Annotated in this window: 11 protein-coding genes; 8 read left to right on the top strand and 3 right to left on the bottom strand. The window is 38.9% G+C overall.

Annotated features, from left to right (window positions below; all coding sequences use genetic code 11):
- Window positions 1-933 precede the first annotated feature (933 nt).
- A complete protein-coding gene (locus FBF83_RS05355) occupies window positions 934-1,851 on the top strand; it encodes a DMT family transporter (RefSeq protein WP_136946073.1) in 918 nt (305 codons plus the stop codon).
- A 296-nt stretch (window positions 1,852-2,147) separates the two neighbouring features.
- Here FBF83_RS05355 and FBF83_RS05350 read toward each other — a convergent pair whose 3' ends face one another.
- The gene (locus FBF83_RS05350; protein ID WP_136946072.1) at window positions 2,148-3,542 is read right to left on the bottom strand and encodes a Mur ligase family protein; all 1,395 of its coding nucleotides are present in this window, start codon (window positions 3,540-3,542) and stop codon (window positions 2,148-2,150) included.
- Window positions 3,543-3,736: 194 nt separating this feature from the next.
- On the opposite strand from FBF83_RS05350, the gene FBF83_RS05345 reads away from it, so the two are divergent.
- The 4 genes from FBF83_RS05345 to FBF83_RS05330 all read left to right on the top strand — a co-directional run bounded on the left by FBF83_RS05345 (window position 3,737) and on the right by FBF83_RS05330 (window position 10,836).
- Window positions 3,737-5,074, top strand: coding sequence for a YheC/YheD family protein (locus FBF83_RS05345; protein ID WP_136946071.1), 1,338 nt, complete (start codon window positions 3,737-3,739; stop codon window positions 5,072-5,074).
- A gap of 73 nt (window positions 5,075-5,147) precedes the next feature.
- Window positions 5,148-5,696 carry a CBO0543 family protein gene (locus FBF83_RS05340; RefSeq protein ID WP_240687981.1) on the top strand — a complete coding sequence of 183 codons (549 nt, stop codon included), beginning with the start codon at window positions 5,148-5,150 and terminating at the stop codon, window positions 5,694-5,696.
- A gap of 433 nt (window positions 5,697-6,129) precedes the next feature.
- The gene (locus FBF83_RS05335; RefSeq protein ID WP_136946070.1) at window positions 6,130-7,956 is read left to right on the top strand and encodes a solute:sodium symporter family transporter; all 1,827 of its coding nucleotides are present in this window, start codon (window positions 6,130-6,132) and stop codon (window positions 7,954-7,956) included.
- Window positions 7,957-8,931: 975 nt separating this feature from the next.
- Complete coding sequence (locus tag FBF83_RS05330) at window positions 8,932-10,836, top strand: 3'-5' exonuclease (RefSeq protein ID WP_136946069.1); 1,905 nt, start codon at window positions 8,932-8,934, stop codon at window positions 10,834-10,836.
- Between the two features lie 43 nt (window positions 10,837-10,879).
- Here the strand turns inward: FBF83_RS05330 and FBF83_RS05325 are convergent, their stop codons facing one another.
- A complete protein-coding gene (locus tag FBF83_RS05325) occupies window positions 10,880-11,791 on the bottom strand; it encodes a DUF5655 domain-containing protein (RefSeq protein ID WP_136946068.1) in 912 nt (303 codons plus the stop codon).
- 148 nt (window positions 11,792-11,939) lie between these two features.
- Between FBF83_RS05325 and FBF83_RS05320 the strand changes: the two genes are divergently transcribed.
- Genes FBF83_RS05320 through FBF83_RS05310 form a run of 3 tightly spaced genes read left to right on the top strand, consistent with a single transcriptional unit; the run spans window position 11,940 to window position 13,457 of the window.
- Window positions 11,940-12,818, top strand: a complete 879-nt coding sequence (locus tag FBF83_RS05320; protein WP_136946067.1) for a phosphorothioated DNA-binding restriction endonuclease — start codon at window positions 11,940-11,942, stop codon at window positions 12,816-12,818.
- A 46-nt stretch (window positions 12,819-12,864) separates the two neighbouring features.
- Entirely contained in the window at window positions 12,865-13,182 is a 318-nt protein-coding gene (locus FBF83_RS05315; RefSeq protein WP_136946066.1) for a hypothetical protein, read from the top strand.
- Complete coding sequence (locus FBF83_RS05310) at window positions 13,179-13,457, top strand: hypothetical protein (RefSeq protein ID WP_136946065.1); 279 nt, start codon at window positions 13,179-13,181, stop codon at window positions 13,455-13,457. Before FBF83_RS05315 ends, FBF83_RS05310 begins: the two co-directional genes overlap by 4 nt.
- A 74-nt stretch (window positions 13,458-13,531) precedes the next feature.
- Here FBF83_RS05310 and FBF83_RS05305 read toward each other — a convergent pair whose 3' ends face one another.
- Entirely contained in the window at window positions 13,532-15,373 is a 1,842-nt protein-coding gene (locus FBF83_RS05305) for a PD-(D/E)XK nuclease family protein (protein ID WP_136946064.1), read from the bottom strand.
- Window positions 15,374-15,657: the final 284 nt, after the last annotated feature.

Genomic DNA, 15,657 nt, shown 5'->3' with positions numbered 1-15,657 from the left:
TGGAACGCTTGCAAACTGTTGTACGATTATGTTACCTAACGATCAGCAGTTCGAAAAACGTTGGTATAATAAATAAAAATGCCTCACAAATCTTCATTGTGTGCGGCATTTTCTTTTGAATCTTCTCTTTATAGTAAATTGCTAATCAGTCTTTCACTGATTTTGCTACTATGGTGGCTTTAATGCATACGATGACTCTTGTAAATACCACCATATTTAATGGTGAATGGAACGGAATTATTATGGCACTTTCAACTATATTGTTTATTGTTTCCCTTTTCTATTTTTCAACAGAATATAGAGCTAATAAATATAGAAGTTCTAATTCTAATACTTAGAATCAGTATTAACTAACAGAATTTAATATTGTAGGAATACGAAAACTAATTCGATTTGCACTTTGGTTGTCTTACCTGCTTCTTCAATTATTTGGAGCGCTTACTGAATAAATAGTAGGCGCTTTATTCAGGTTTAGGTTAAGATTGTGGAAGAATAAGTAGAGGTGAAGAGAATGAATGAACTACTTTTAGTTTCGTTTTTTGTGCTTGTATTTATGACTTATAAACAACTGCGAGCGTTAAGGAACAAAGGAATATCCAAAGGTAATAGAAGAATTGCTTGGTTGATATATACCTCTTCAGTAATAGGGTTAGTAGTAGTGAATATCTATTTTCCATAAGTCTCTTATTAAAGTAAAGGGAGTGATTTAGAAAAATGAGAGGGACAGGTTCCTTCTCCCGTCAATACGCTTAAAATGGATGACGTTTGTGAGTATGACTAACACACATGCCAGTCACTTTGATTTTATTTGCAAAAGAACTTTATCCGTGCACAATGGTTTATTAAATCATTGTGGGGACGGTCTACTTCAATGACCAGAGTATAGGCCTGTCCTGTGTTAGTATAAATGGATTATAGATAGGAGGGATGTTGATGGAAAGTAAATCAGCATGGCTACTGATTGCAATCGGAGCTTCACTATGGGGAGTAATAGGGATTTTCGTCACGTACCTTTATGAGATAGGATTTACGCCGCTAGAAGTCGTAGCAATGCGCGTGTTAACTGCTTCCATCTTCTTGGTCCTTTATGTTTTTATAAAGAATCGTCATCTGTTCAAAATAAAGGTGAGGGACTCCGGGTATTTCATAGGTACCGGTATTATTAGTATTGTTCTTTTCAATTGGTGTTTGTTCAGTTCTATGAAAGAGTCTTCTATTTCGATTGCATTCATCTTACTTTATACAGCACCGGCGTTTGTTACGATTCTATCTCGAATTCTCTTCAAAGAATCACTGACCGCTCGCAAAGTCACTGCCCTAATGATTACGTTGATAGGGTGTTCCCTTGTAATTGGGGTCTTTTCTGGATCCACCGCATCCATTTCGCTTTATGGATTAATCGTTGGACTAGGATCAGGATTTTTCTATGCCCTTTACAGCATATTCGGAAAAGCAGCACTTTCGAAATATGACTCATTAACCGTTACGGTGTACACGTTTCTTTTTGCTTCATTCGCAATTGTCCCTTTCAGTGGATTGGGTTCGAGAGTTTCTACTTTAACCGATTTAAAAGTCATAGGACTCGTAATCGGACTTGGCTTTCTTTCTACGATGCTTCCATTCATTTTCTACACGAAAGGTCTTCAATATGTGGAATCAAGCCGCGCCTCGATTATAGCAACGATTGAGCCAGTCGTCGCCTCTGTCATCGGGTTCTTCATTTTCAACGAAACCTTATCGACGTGGCAATATATCGGAATGATCATGGTGATCAGCTCTGTAATCATCGTGCAGGAATCAAAGAACCAAAAAACCAATCGCCCACAGCAATATAACCGGGCCGAAGCGTGAATCATTTTGGGGTACCATAAATAATAAATGCCCAAAATAATGAAGAAGTTTGTGTTTGCAATGGTCCTCCTTATTGTCTTTTATTCATAATAGGAATGCTGACTTCAAAAAGAGAATAGCCTCTTCTCTTATTTTGTATTTGCTTCGATTTCTGGAGTAACTAATTAATCTAAAGAACGATCAGTTCCAATCCAAGGCAAAAGACTCGTCAATTGACGAGTCTTTATCTTTTTTAGGAAGTACTTGCAAAGCCAAATGGATGTTACACTTCAAATCGGAACCCCTTAAAATGCTAATCACTCTATCTTTGATTTTGCCACTAACGCTTGTAACGTGTTACTAAACGATCTTCGCATCGATGTTTTTAAGAGAATTGATGTGTTAGGCGATGCGACTTGATTCAATAGCGCGAGTAACTCCGATTGGGTGGTGATTAAATGGATCGCTTGAGGATTCATCCCTAGCTTGGCCGCTTCACTACAAATCGGAAGGGCGTTTTTTCCAACAGCGATAAGAAGATCGACTCTCTTCTTGGCGACAAGTGAGCCAACTTTGCGGTGCTCTTGTTCCGCGTAAGAACCAAGCTCTTCGATTTCGCCTATCACCGCAACGGTCTTTCTTCCTTGAGCTGTTTCGACGAGAACTTCTAACGCCGCTTCGATGGAAGTTGGGTTTGTGTTCCAAGTGTCATCAATGAGTAAGCTACCTTTTCTTCCTTCATGGAATTGCAAATGACTTTTGATATGATGAAATGACTTAAGGCGACGTATCGCATCTTGTATCCTTACACCCACAAGAGACGCAGCAATAATGGCGGCTAGTGCATTTGAAACATTGTGCGTCCCAAAGCCCGGCACAAAACAAGCGTATTCTCCATCTCGACAAACGAACTTGAAATCCATCCCTTGTTTTTCAAGGTTAAAGGTGATGGAATGTGCACGAAAATGCGCAGACGAATCCTTGCCATAATAAATCACCTTACCGCTGAACGAACGTAAATCAAGGCTTCGAATCGTTTCATCATCTCGATTCAGAATAATCGTTCCGTTTTCTCCGACGGCTTTCAGCATATATGCTTTTTCCTTTATATAAGCATCCTGGCTTCTAAATCCTTCGATATGGTCTGTCCCAATTGCGGTGATGATCCCGATCTGAGGACGGAAATAATGAGCCGAATACAGTAATTGGTTCGGACCCGATACCCCCATTTCAAAGACAGCTCTGTCAGTTGTCTCATCGATCTCCAATAAATAATCGAGGTTTCTTGCTAAGCCATTATGACTTAATTTTGTACTCACAACGCTGTGTCTTTCCTTTAGAATCCACGTAATCATTTCTTTTGTGGTTGTTTTTCCACATGTCCCCGTTACGCCGATGACTGGAATCTGAAATAAGCTTCGATAATAGGAGACAAATCGATAATACGCCTTTTTCACATTTTCCACATAGAGTACCGTAACATCTTTTTTCACATTTTTAAGTGCTTTTGGGTTTGAGGTAACAACGGTTATATTGTTTACGCCTGATGGTAAAGGTAAGGCGGATTTTCTTTTAAGCATAAACACCAGCGAATGATCTGTAATGAGATGCTCTCCATATTTCGCAGCGTTTTTAATTGTTTTCGTTGTACTTCCAGAAATAACTCTTCCTTCTAGTAGAGGAATAATCTGATGTAATGGAAGGTTTTTCATTATTAACCTACTCTCTTAATTGACTTCTATGTATCCTATTCGGATTACTAGAAGTCTGTAAGGGCAAATTCATTATTTTTTCCTTCCGATCGATAGGCAGCACATTCCTATTTACTACCAAAAGCATATACTACTTCAGTAGCTAAACAGATACGGATTGTGGATCGTATTGTATTTGGGGCGGAGGTAGTGGAATGTATGTTATTAAACCATATCTTAAAACAGACAATAAGCTGATTGTATCGGAGTCAACTATGCTTGGTCGGTCAGGTCATTCAAAAGAGACCGTTCGCATTCAATTTGGGATCAAGTCTTTGGACGTAACCGTGCATGAATCTGACCTTGTAAATGAGAATGAAGTCTACCTATCTAGCAACGTTATGAAACAGCTTGGCATTCAGGTATCTTGTGCTTATGATTTAGTCGTGAATGACAACAAGATCATAATTGGACCTTTCATTGGAATCTTAAGCGAATTAACGAACAAAAAAGTAGCAGAAATGCTACCAACTTATAACAGCTTTGTGAAAGGATATCGCTATATTGGAGGAGCGATAGCTGTCTTTTCAATTGAAGGGATTAATAAAGAAAAAGGTACGATTCAAGGCTTTCTTTATCATCCAAAGAAAAAGACATGGCAATGGAAGACCTTTCCTTTTCCAGGCGTTGTCATTTCCATTGCAGAACCTAGCCTAACGTCATCCTGGAAAGCCTTCCATGAACAGATGAGGCATTTCGAATTATTGCTAGGCGGAAAAGTCTTTAACTATCCCCATTTCTCAAAATGGGAGATGTATCACATGCTTCTCCCACAGTTTAAGGATCAACTCCCAGAAACAACGCTGTACAAGGATGTCCATAACATCCACGAAATGCTTCAGAAGCATGGGAGCGTCTATATCAAACCATTAAACGGAAGATTAGGGAAACGAATCTACAATGTTGTAGCAGATGGACCGCATATTAGGACTAAATTCGATGTGAATCACAAAAGCCATGAGGAAGTTTTCACGAATGAAATGGATAGCTCTCGCTTCTTTGAAGAGCATCTTGTACCGGACGCCTTCCTCATCCAACAAACGATTCCACTTAAAACCCATGAACAAAGCGTCATCGACTTTCGCGTTATAGCCGCAAAGAACCAAAAAGGACAGTGGCGAAACTTAGGAATCTACTCACGTTACGGAGCTCGAGGTCAAATTGTAAGCAACATCACCGCTGGTGGCCATACCGAAATGGCAGGAAAAACGTTGAAAGAGGTATGGCATTTAAGAGAAAAAGAGGTTCAGAGACTAGAAAAAGAGATGGAGCGCGTTGTCTTAGCAGCCATTCAGACAATTGAAGGGAATGGCTACCATCTAGGCAACATCGGCGTCGACATTGGACTCGACGATCAGTGCAACATCTCTATCATCGAAATTAATCACCAAAACCCTGATCCCTATATCGCGATTATGGCAGAAGATCGCAAGGCTTTTTATAACTGTCGGTTTCAGAATATGAGGTATGCGAGGTATTTGGGTGGGTTTTAGGAGAGGGGTTTTTGGTATGGAGAAGCGCGGATCCCCATTTACTAGAGTATAAAAGATCCAATCGGTGGCAATGATGAAGCTACTTAATCCGATTGAGGTGAATCCTATGTATTTACTATTCGTGATGGTCGTTTGGATCTTTTTTGCTTATAAATTTATAGACTGGTCACAGTGGAGAAAGCAGTATCCTACGATTCTCTTTTTCATAGCGGCCAATCTTACATATAATTTCCTCTATTTCAATCACACACTGTGGGCGTTTAGAGGCGTTACGGCAGAATGGATCAATCATTCTATCATTAACATGGCCTTCACATTCTTTATCTGTCCCGTTGGTCTGATCATCTACCTGCAGCGCTTTCCGAAGAAAAGGATCAATCAAATCACTTACATCGCCATATGGGCAGGATTCTACACACTGCTTGAGACGCTCTTCGCCTATAAAGGATTGTACGTCTATGATAATGGCTGGAACGGTTGGTTAAACATTCCCTTAAATACGATCTTGTTCGTGATGATTTATATCCATTATCGAAGTCCGGTTAAAGCACTGATCATCTCCATTCCCATCGCCATCCTATTCTATTTATTCTTTCCCGTTCCATTGGAAAGTCTAAAATAATAAAGGAGTGGAGTGATCGTTATGGAGATTCGTGATGTTTTATCCGTACCTGTGTTTTTGATATTGGCGATGGTAACCTACGGTGTTATGTGGATTTATTTGGTTAGGAAGAAAGTGGATAAGGATGAAGAATGAAGAGGAGATTAAACTTTTGCAGGATGTCGAGAACGATTCGATGTCCTGTTTTTTGTTGGGATTTACTTCATCTGAATTTGAGGCTTTTCTTTAATAGTTACAGAGGGAAATCGTTTCGTGTATTCTTCCGGGTCTGTTTGTAGGTCAAACGACTTCCAAACTAAGCGTCTTTTTTACTAAATTTCCACTATTTTGCATCTGTATTTGAAAAAAATGTTTACTTCTATAATAAAAAGGTTATTTCTCCTACTACATTAAAACGAGAAATATTTTTTCTTGAGGTAGAGGGGGAGACAAGATGCAATCACTTTGGTTTACATTGCTATCGTGTATCGCATTCATGGTGCTTGTTGGATACATAGCTTATCGAAAGACGAGAGGGACCACCAGTGGTTCGGATGGTTACTTTCTAGCGGGAAGAGGACTGAGCGGTGGATTTATTGCCGGCTCGCTTTTGTTAACGAACCTATCGGCTGAGCAGCTGGTCGGCTTGAACGGTCAGGCGTTTCGAACGAACCTGTCAAACATGGCATGGGAGGTAACGGCAGGGGTAGCAGTCGTTCTGATGGGACTTTATTTGCTGCCTAAATACTTGAACATGTCGATCACCACACTTCCTGAATTTCTTAGTAAACGATTTGATGAAGGCGTAAGACGCTATACCGTTGTGCTGTTTATGGTTGGATACGTGCTGGTAACGATTCCATCTATGCTCTATTCAGGTGCACTCGCAGTATTGAAGCTTTTTGATGTACCGAATATATTAAACATTACATATACTCAGTCAATCTGGGTCGTGATCTGGGGAATAGGCATTATCGGCGCTGTTTATGCGATCTTCGGTGGTTTAAAAGCTGTAGCCGTTTCAGATACGATCAACGGCGTAGGGTTACTCATCATCGGTGCACTTGTTCCGATCCTCGGACTAATAGCACTTGGAAACGGCGCTTTTCTTGATGGTGTCAAAACGATCACCACAACAAATCCGGAAAAACTCAATGCAATCGGTGGTCCAGAAGATTCCGTTCCATTCGGTACCATCTTCACAGGCCTCATTATCGCCAACATGTTCTACTGGGCAACGAATCAGTACGTTATCCAGCGCACACTTGGCGCACAAAGTTTAAAAGAAGGCCAAAAAGGCGTTATTTTCTCAGGATTCTTTAAGCTTCTGATTCCGATTTTCATGATGGTACCTGGCGTTATCGCGTTTCACCTGTACGGTGGGGATCTAAAGTCCGTCGATCTGGCGTATCCTACCCTAGTGATGAACGTGCTACCATCCTACTTATCTGGCTTCTTCCTAGCTGTCTTGCTAGGAGCTGTTCTTAGTTCGTACAACTCGCTACTAAACAGTGCATCCACAATGTTTGCACTCGATATCTACAAACCGGCAATGAAGAAAGATGCGACAGATGAACAGCTCATCACCGCAAGTAAGTGGTTCGGTTCAATCATCGCGATTGTCACATTCTTCGTATCACCGATGCTCATGTATGCACCGAACGGACTATGGGACTTGATTCGTAAATTCACAGGCTTCTTCAACATTCCGATCGTTGCCGTTGTGCTCATCGGCATTCTATCGAAAAAGGTACCGGCATTAGCCGCAAAAGTGGCCATCATCTTCCATGTTGTTGCCTACTACTTCATGGTATGGGGAACGGAGCAGATCTTTGGGCTTCCGCTCAACATCCACTTCATCCATATCTACGGTATTCTATTCGTAGCTGAAGTCGCGATCATGTTTGGAATTGCTTATTACAAGCCACAAGAAAAAGCCTATATCTTCCCAGAAGCGTCAAAGGTTAACATGACACCGTGGAAGTACAGCGTGCCTGCAGGTATTCTACTCATCGCAAGCATTTGCGAAACGTATCTCATCTTCTCACCACTCGGCGTCGCCTATGCAGAAGGAATGATCTCGCCATCCTTCTTACCAGCAACAGGCGCACTCGCAGTCGTCACCCTAATTGCCTTCGCCGCTGCTACAAAAAGCTGGGAGCGTAAGTACGGTCATGCTGTTCGACGAGCGAAAGATGCGGTGAAAGAAAAAGGACGAGAGGTTGGAAGTCAGAGAGGGGCAAGGCCTCAGGTGAATTATTTTAGTGAGAAGGATGTTTAGGTTAGTCCCCTTTCTCATATTTCTTGGCACACTATAAAAATAGTTTTTTCTATTAGTTAAGAGCCTGCTCCATCATAAGTGATGGAGCAGGCTTTGAATTTGTTTTCAATGAAGCAATCTTTTTTTGAATGTCTAAGAGGCGGAGATACAAAAAACGTATTACATTAGAAATTGATGCAAAGCAAGCTTATGGTTCAATGGTAGATTACTAACTAAGTGAATACCCTCTCCATTTCCTAAAAGAAGGGGAGGGGGGATTTTTGTTTTGTTACTAAACATTAGCTCGAAGCCTTCCGATTATAAAAGTAATGGAAAGATAAGGGAAAAAACATTGTTATTATTTGAATACATAAGGAGTGTCGTTATTAGTTAGGAGGAGAACATCCTGGGGGCAAAAGAAATCGTTACTAAAGAGAAAGTTGTCGCAACAGTAAGTACTGAAATCACTGAGTTGGTTAAACGATATGAGAGTGAATTATCAGTTTTAAAAATACAAAATTCATTACTTCAAAATGAACTCACTGCAATGAAAGCCCAACTAGAAAAAATAAATAAGAAAAATATAGATCTATTAACAATGTCTCTTAATAGGAAATCACCAGCCACTTCCAAAGAAACGGATGACCTTATAACGCCCGCTGCCTATAAGGACAGTAAGATTGAAGAGACTATGACTGTAAGTCGGAATTTGACCTTTGTCATGAAGCTTCCAAAAGGTGAACTTATTGTAAAGAGCCACTTACGAGAGAGTTGATTAAGTTAGCCATCTATAACAATCCCACATTTAAAGGGCAGTACACTTATATCCAAGTCACCATCCTTTCAAATAGAAAGGGCGTTGGGAAGTCATTATTGAACGGAAAAAAGTAGGTGAGACACTCTCACCTACTTTTTTCCTATGGGAATAACCTCCTAAATACAAAAAGTGGTATAATACCATATTATACCTGTTGTTTATTAGAGGGGGAAAACGACTTGGCTATCACAGTACCAGAGGCCATTAGAACTACAGCAACTAGAGGCGAACGAGTGCTTTTTCACACATTGAAAGAATATTTAGATGATGACTATATTGTATATTATGAACCAGAGGTAAATGGAAAACGCCCAGACTTCTTGATTATCGGACCTTATTTAGGGCTACTTGTCTTAGAAGTAAAGGATTATACACTAAATACGCTGCATCGTCTCACTCATGATGAGTGGGTCCTCAATAGTTCTAATGATGGCATGGTTACAGTGAAATCCCCGCTTAAACAAGCAAGAGATTACATGTTTGCTATACAGAGTTTATTGAAAAAAGATAGTAATCTAACAAATCAAGAAGGAAGATATCTTGGAAATCTTAAGTTTCCATGTGGATACGGAACAGTATTTACTCGTCTAACGCAAAATCAATGCATTAAAACAGACCTTTATGAAGTAATTGACCCAACTTTTCTTTTAACTAGAGATGAAATTGACCCTGATCAGGAAGAGTTTTGTGAGGAACAATTAATTGAAAAGCTTCTTAACATGTTTACCATTCCATTTCGATTGAAGGAACCTCTTGCAGAGGAAGAAATAAAGGCTATTCGCTATCATCTGTTTCCAGAAGTGCGAATTAGTCGTGAATTTAAGCAGCCTGCACCATATAGAGATCAGCTATTATTATCATTACATAACTTAGAAACAATGGATCTTCATCAAGAAAAGCTAGCTAAACAAATAGGAGAAGGAAATCGATTGATTAGGGGAGTAGCAGGGAGTGGTAAAACACTTATTCTTGCAAGTCGAGCGAGACTAATTAAACAGAAGCATCCAGATTGGAAAATTTTAATACTCTGTTACAACATCTCACTATCTAGATCGATAGAGGCAATGGTAAGAGCCAAAATGGAAGAACCTACTGATTTATTTGAAGCCGCTATGGAACCAGAAAATCGGTTTGAAGGTATTTCGGTACGTAACTTTCATGAATGGTTGAAGAAGGATTTGAGAATTTCAGAGGCAAAATTGCCAGCAATTTTAGAAAAGCTTGAAAAGGGAGAAACAATTCTACCTACATATGATGCGATTCTTATAGATGAAGGACAGGATTTCGAGGCAGATTGGCTTAGGCTTGTGAGTTTGTTGTTGAAGGAAGAGACTTCTTCTATGTTATTAGTTGAAGACCGCGCTCAGACGATATACCAACGTGGGCGAAATTACTTACAACATACAGGACTCGATTTTAGAGGTAGATCCAAGATTTTACAAATCAACTATCGGAATACAGCGCAAATTATTCAATTTGCTTGGGGCTTTTATCAGGAACATACAGAAACAAAAAAAGTGGTCTCAGGGCAGATGGAGGGCCAGGAAATCATTCCTCCTCAAAGTACACGGAGAAAAGGACCGAAACCAGCACTTGTTCGTTTCTCTAATTGGCAAGATGAAGCAAGGTATGTCGCAAAAACGATAAGGAAACTGCATATTGAGAAAAAAGTCCCTTATGAAGAGATGCTAGTGTTATATAGGGTGAAACGTACTTATAAGGCTGGAATAGTAGATACATTAAAAAGAGCTTTTGAAGAGCAAGGCATTCCAGTTACATGGGTGACAGAAAACCAAGAGTCGAAGCGTGTTTATCAGAAGGATGATGGGACTGTAAAGTTGTCTACGTTCGATAGCAGTAAAGGTCTTGATTTCCAGGCAGTATTTATTGTGAATGCGGATAACATGCCGTTTGCCCTTGAAGAGGATAAGAATCGAGAGGCAGCACTAATGTATATAGGTATGACACGTGCAATTGAATATTTGATGATTTCTTATAGTGGAGAATCGGAGTATACAAAGTATTTTGAAAAACTTTTAGAAGAGAAGGAGAAGAGAACTAGACTGGAAGTAATAAATACGTAGATTTTGAAAAAAGAGCACTCCTTTAAAGGAGTGCTCTTTATCTTTAGCTAACATCATAGCTCATATGAATGTATCGTTTGGCTTTCTCAAAATCTTCGTCGTTATAGATGGACAGTTCAAGGTCACCAGTACCATAATGACCGATGTTACGAACATCTCTACTAAACTGATCTTCTAAAGTAATTGTATCTGGATCTATTTTCAGGAAAAGTACGATTTTACTGGTTTGTGGATGCACTTCAAGACATACAAAGTTTTTAATTCGTTTAAACGCTATGTAATATTTCAAAGTTTTCATCTGAACATCATCGCCTAAAGCCAACATGTAGGACTTGATCGCTTCAAAACGGTCTTGTAACTCAGTAGTGGATTGACCGAGATAATCACTGACGGTTTTGTAAGCTATTTGTTTGGTGCCATTTGTTGAGGATGTTGTCTCAGTTGTTTGCGCAGTTGTCGCATTAACAAGGTCCAATAAGATAAAACCATCATTGTAATGTTTGTATTGATAAAGCTCAATATTACGATTGATTTGCTGAACGGCATGTTCATCATATTTTGTAAAGCCACCGGCAATACAGAGAAGACGTGGACTACTCCAATCTATCGCATCTGCTAAGGTGTTTCCATACCTTCGCATGACCATCAATTCAAATTCCGCTTTGTGATCAAGCAGCCAGTCTAAATAAAACAGTCCCTGATTAATAACGTTCTCGTTGATTGATCGTTTGTATTCAATAATAACTGGTGCATTATTTTCATCAATGCCTAGAGTGTCAATTCTTCCAGCATGTTTCTTTCCTGTCGTGTACTCCGAAGCAAGGAAACGTACTCCTAGAAACGTCTCTAAGTGTTGTTCCATAATTTCTTGCAGTGATTTTTCTACAGAAACAGATTGACCCTCTAATTCAGTAACGGATTCACTTCCGAGTTTAAAGAGCTTAATATCTCCCAACGCTTTCACCCCCGCTAACATTATAACATTGGATCTTATCCAGAACTTCCCATAACCTTTTGTTTTTCTCAACGTATCGACATAAAATGGTATAATTTAATAATGGTAGATTCATCCATAATCATCTTACATAACTAGGAGTTTTATAATGAACGAGCATACTCTCAAGGAAGCGATGAAGACACTAAGCATCTGGAAAAAAGGAAATCAGCGTGCCCCGCATAAACCGCTCTTATTGCTTTATGCACTTGCTAGACTGCAAAGCGATCAGTCACAATTCATTCCATATAAAGAGGTAAAAGATAAACTAACGAGTCTATTAATCGAGTTTGGACCAAAGCGAAAGTCTTATCATCCGGAAGAGCCATTTGTTCGATTAAAGCACGATGGAATACGGGAGCTACGCTCAAAGTTAGAGCTCGACACCCGAAATCCCAGCAATCGAGTATTATTGGATCATCAAGTAAGAGGTGGATTTACAGATGAGGTCTATAACTTATTAAAAGACAATCACCAACTTTTATGTGAAGTGGCAGATATTCTACTACGGAACCATTTTCCTGAAACATTGCATGAAGACATTCTAGCTCATGTTGGACTTGATCTAGAGTACAAGGGTAAGCGTTCAAGAGATCCTTACTTCCGGGACAGAATACTGAAAGCCTATGAATATAGTTGTGCGGTTTGCGGGTTTAATGTGAGGTTAGGAGATAGACTCGTTGGCGTGGAAGCGGCACATATTAAATGGCATCAGGCGGGTGGACCGGATGTTGAAAATAATGGGATAGCGCTTTGTTCGATGCATCATAAGTTGTTTGATAGGGGAGTCTTTACGTTGTCTGAAGAGAATACGTTTCTCGTAGCTGAGCAGGCACATGGTACAAGCGGATTTCAGCAGTGGTTACTGCAATTTCATGGGAAGGATATTAGGAGACCGATCCATCCAGATTATTTGCCTGAGGATCGCTTTTTGAACTGGCATGTGAGAGAAGTGTTTAAGGGACCAGAGCGGTATTTATATATTTAGAATCTATTGCATGACCTATATAGTATAAATATGTCGGAGGGACAAAATGAATAAAAAAGAAGCTTTTTCTAAATGGCTATCTGAACATACTAATTTAGCTCAGAGTACTGTTGATAAATATTCAGGAGCGATAAATACAATTTCTAGTGAATTAGTTGAGCAGGGAAAATTATATGGTAGTTTGTATCAGATAAATAATTCAGTGACCATAGATAAGAAAAGTAAGATGTATTTATCGATTCCTCAATTCCAAGATAAAGACTTGAGAGGTAACAGAATGTATAGTAATGCTTTGAAATATTACAAGAAGTATGTTGAGTCAGATGGTAGAGAATTCACACATGTTCTGGAGGATGGGAAATGAATGCGTTATTAGATACTGGAAATTATAGAGTTGAATTTGATGGGGAAATTCTAAAGTCAACTAATTTAAATACTGGTAAGATCTTTGAGGAAGAATACTTTATGTCTATTCAACCAGAAGATGCACTTAATCATGATTTTAATTTGTTATTAAATACTTGGGATTTATTAGACAGAATAAGTCTTAAACATATGAAGAAAGAAACTAAAGAAAATATAAAGTTATTAGAAAAACACATTAGTCTTTTAGTTGATATACATATGGGAAGAGATTAGTCTGTTTAAAGCTAATAATGTTCAAATCATTGCAGAAAAAGGAACTCCTTTATACCATGAAGTTCCTTTTTTTATTAGATTACTAATTCATCCAGTATCCTCAATACCAACTGATTCTTTTCATGTTTATAAAGATGATCCATTAGATTATATACTTCGTTTTTATCAGTCCAATTATTAACTACTTTAGCAATCGAATATAACCTTGTGTATTTTGCGGAAGGAAGCTTAGAACGGCTAGCTACATTAATGCCCTTAGCTTCGATTTGCTCTAAAAATGAAATTCTTTTTTCGGGTTCTAACGGACCAAGTTCAAGAGTGATTTTTAAGCGGTCATCATTTAAACGCTCAAACCAGAACATAAGCATATGGTTAAGCCACCAATTTTCACGTGGTTTCCCGTATGTAGCTTCTAACTTTTCAAAAGTGTGAAGAACAAATGTACAATGTCGACTCGTATAGCGATATTTTAGAATTTGGTCGTTGTAGTGCTCGACAAATTGATTAAATGCTTGGCTGGGGATTAAGGAAGATTCAATATTAGATTCTCTTTTTAATTCAACGGTTTCTTGAACATCTAAAAGTAGTGATTCAACTGCTAACGCAATTGATTTTAATATTCTCCTCGTTTCATCACTATGATAAAGCTCGTCAATCCCTCGTAACACTTGCTCTTTATTAACCCAATCAGCGATTTCCACGGTTTGTGAATGAATCCTCGTAAACTTCTTTCCTTCCATTTTTGCAGTAGGTCTAATACGAATCCCATGCTGTTCTAGCGCATGTAAGAAAGGAAGTCTTTTCTCAAAAGGAAGTGGACCAACTTCGATCGTGAGCTTTAACCGTTCATCCCACGTTCTTTCATACCACACAACTAACCCATGACCGAGCCAATAAGAGAAGGTGGGCTCTCCTATAACTTCTTTAAATTCAACCCAATCAGGGAGAATAAAGGAAGGGAGTCGTGAATCTGCTTGATAGGCTTCTTCAGGAAAGTCTTCATTATTGGCAAAGGTTAAGAATGCCTGGCGGAGGACATTGCTGCCAATGCGGTATACGTAATCGATTGTTTGTTTTTGCTTTACGTATATACGTTTCAGCGCAGCACGTGTCTCGTCTTCAATTGAGTCTAACTGTCTAAATAACTCATTGTATCTATGATGCTTCCTTAATTCGTCATGATGCGTAGCGTAAAGGAGGTCAATGGCGTGCTGATTCGTCTTGTAGACATTAAGAGCTAACCCGATGGCTTCATTATCCTCCACTAATTCTTCCTTTATTATCGATACATAATAAGTTAAGAAATCATAGACTCTGTCTGCGATAGACTCGCGGTTAAGTGTAAGTTGAACTTGAATGATATCGAGTAGATCGCTGTAATCGAGCACCCAGTATTTTTCATTGGATGGTGCTACATTATTCAGAGTTAGGAAAATCGGAATGATAGTATAGCCTTTTTCTTCATAAAGCGTAGAAATATAGCTTATGTAATCTTCTAATTGCCCCTCTGATTCCCCAGCATGGAACTTGTTTTCAATAATAAAAACGGTTTTCTGATCATCTGATTTTGCGACAAGATCAATATAACGACCTGTTGTAGTGCGAACCTCACGCAATACTTCAAGATCGGAGTAAGAAGCGAAATGGTAATTTACATAGTCAATGGATTCATCTAAAATTCGTTCTTCATTCTCAGCACGAGTGAAAATGCGAGAGAGAACTTTTTTAACAAAGAAGTCACCAAGGTTATGATTTTCCGATGGGTCTAATAACCAGGCGAGTACATTAGAATGTCTGATTTCAAACTGTTCAATACGTAGAACTTTTAGAGGATTAAAGCTATTAAACTTGCTGTTTAATTGGGCAAAGGCTTTAGAATGATCGAGGTGTGCGATTGAATCTAAAGAATAGGTCATAGTTATCTCCTAAGCGATTATTTACTACTTCATATTCTAGTATAGTTTATGTTTTGAGAGATAAATACAAGAAACCCCATATTACTTCTGTTGAAATCTGAATTGTCAGGCCTGCAATGTAAATTATTGTTCTTCACGGGTCTATTATAGACATTGAGAATACCTCTAAATATGACTGTTGTTAACATCTTCCTATAGTGCTAGTTTAATACTAAGAACACATCGAAAATGGATAGAAAAGCATTGATTAATTATTTATATTAAAAAAGTCAGGGGTGATCGAA

It is taken from the genome of Guptibacillus hwajinpoensis (assembly GCF_005144865.1).
Classification (GTDB): Bacteria; Bacillota; Bacilli; order Bacillales; family Guptibacillaceae; genus Guptibacillus; species Guptibacillus hwajinpoensis_A.
This window is presented reverse-complemented; position numbering and strand designations above follow the sequence as displayed.

Bases quoted from the DNA above. Each gene is read 5' to 3' on its own strand.
- FBF83_RS05355 (WP_136946073.1), top strand. From the start codon at position 934: ATGGAAAGTAAATCAGCATGGCTACTGATTGCAATCGGAGCTTCACTA.
- FBF83_RS05350 (WP_136946072.1), bottom strand. From the start codon at position 3,542: ATGAAAAACCTTCCATTACATCAGATTATTCCTCTACTAGAAGGAAGA.
- FBF83_RS05345 (WP_136946071.1), top strand. From the start codon at position 3,737: ATGTATGTTATTAAACCATATCTTAAAACAGACAATAAGCTGATTGTA.
- FBF83_RS05340 (WP_240687981.1), top strand. From the start codon at position 5,148: ATGAAGCTACTTAATCCGATTGAGGTGAATCCTATGTATTTACTATTC.
- FBF83_RS05335 (WP_136946070.1), top strand. From the start codon at position 6,130: ATGCAATCACTTTGGTTTACATTGCTATCGTGTATCGCATTCATGGTG.
- FBF83_RS05320 (WP_136946067.1), top strand. From the start codon at position 11,940: ATGAACGAGCATACTCTCAAGGAAGCGATGAAGACACTAAGCATCTGG.
- FBF83_RS05315 (WP_136946066.1), top strand. From the start codon at position 12,865: ATGAATAAAAAAGAAGCTTTTTCTAAATGGCTATCTGAACATACTAAT.
- FBF83_RS05310 (WP_136946065.1), top strand. From the start codon at position 13,179: ATGAATGCGTTATTAGATACTGGAAATTATAGAGTTGAATTTGATGGG.
- FBF83_RS05305 (WP_136946064.1), bottom strand. From the start codon at position 15,373: ATGACCTATTCTTTAGATTCAATCGCACACCTCGATCATTCTAAAGCC.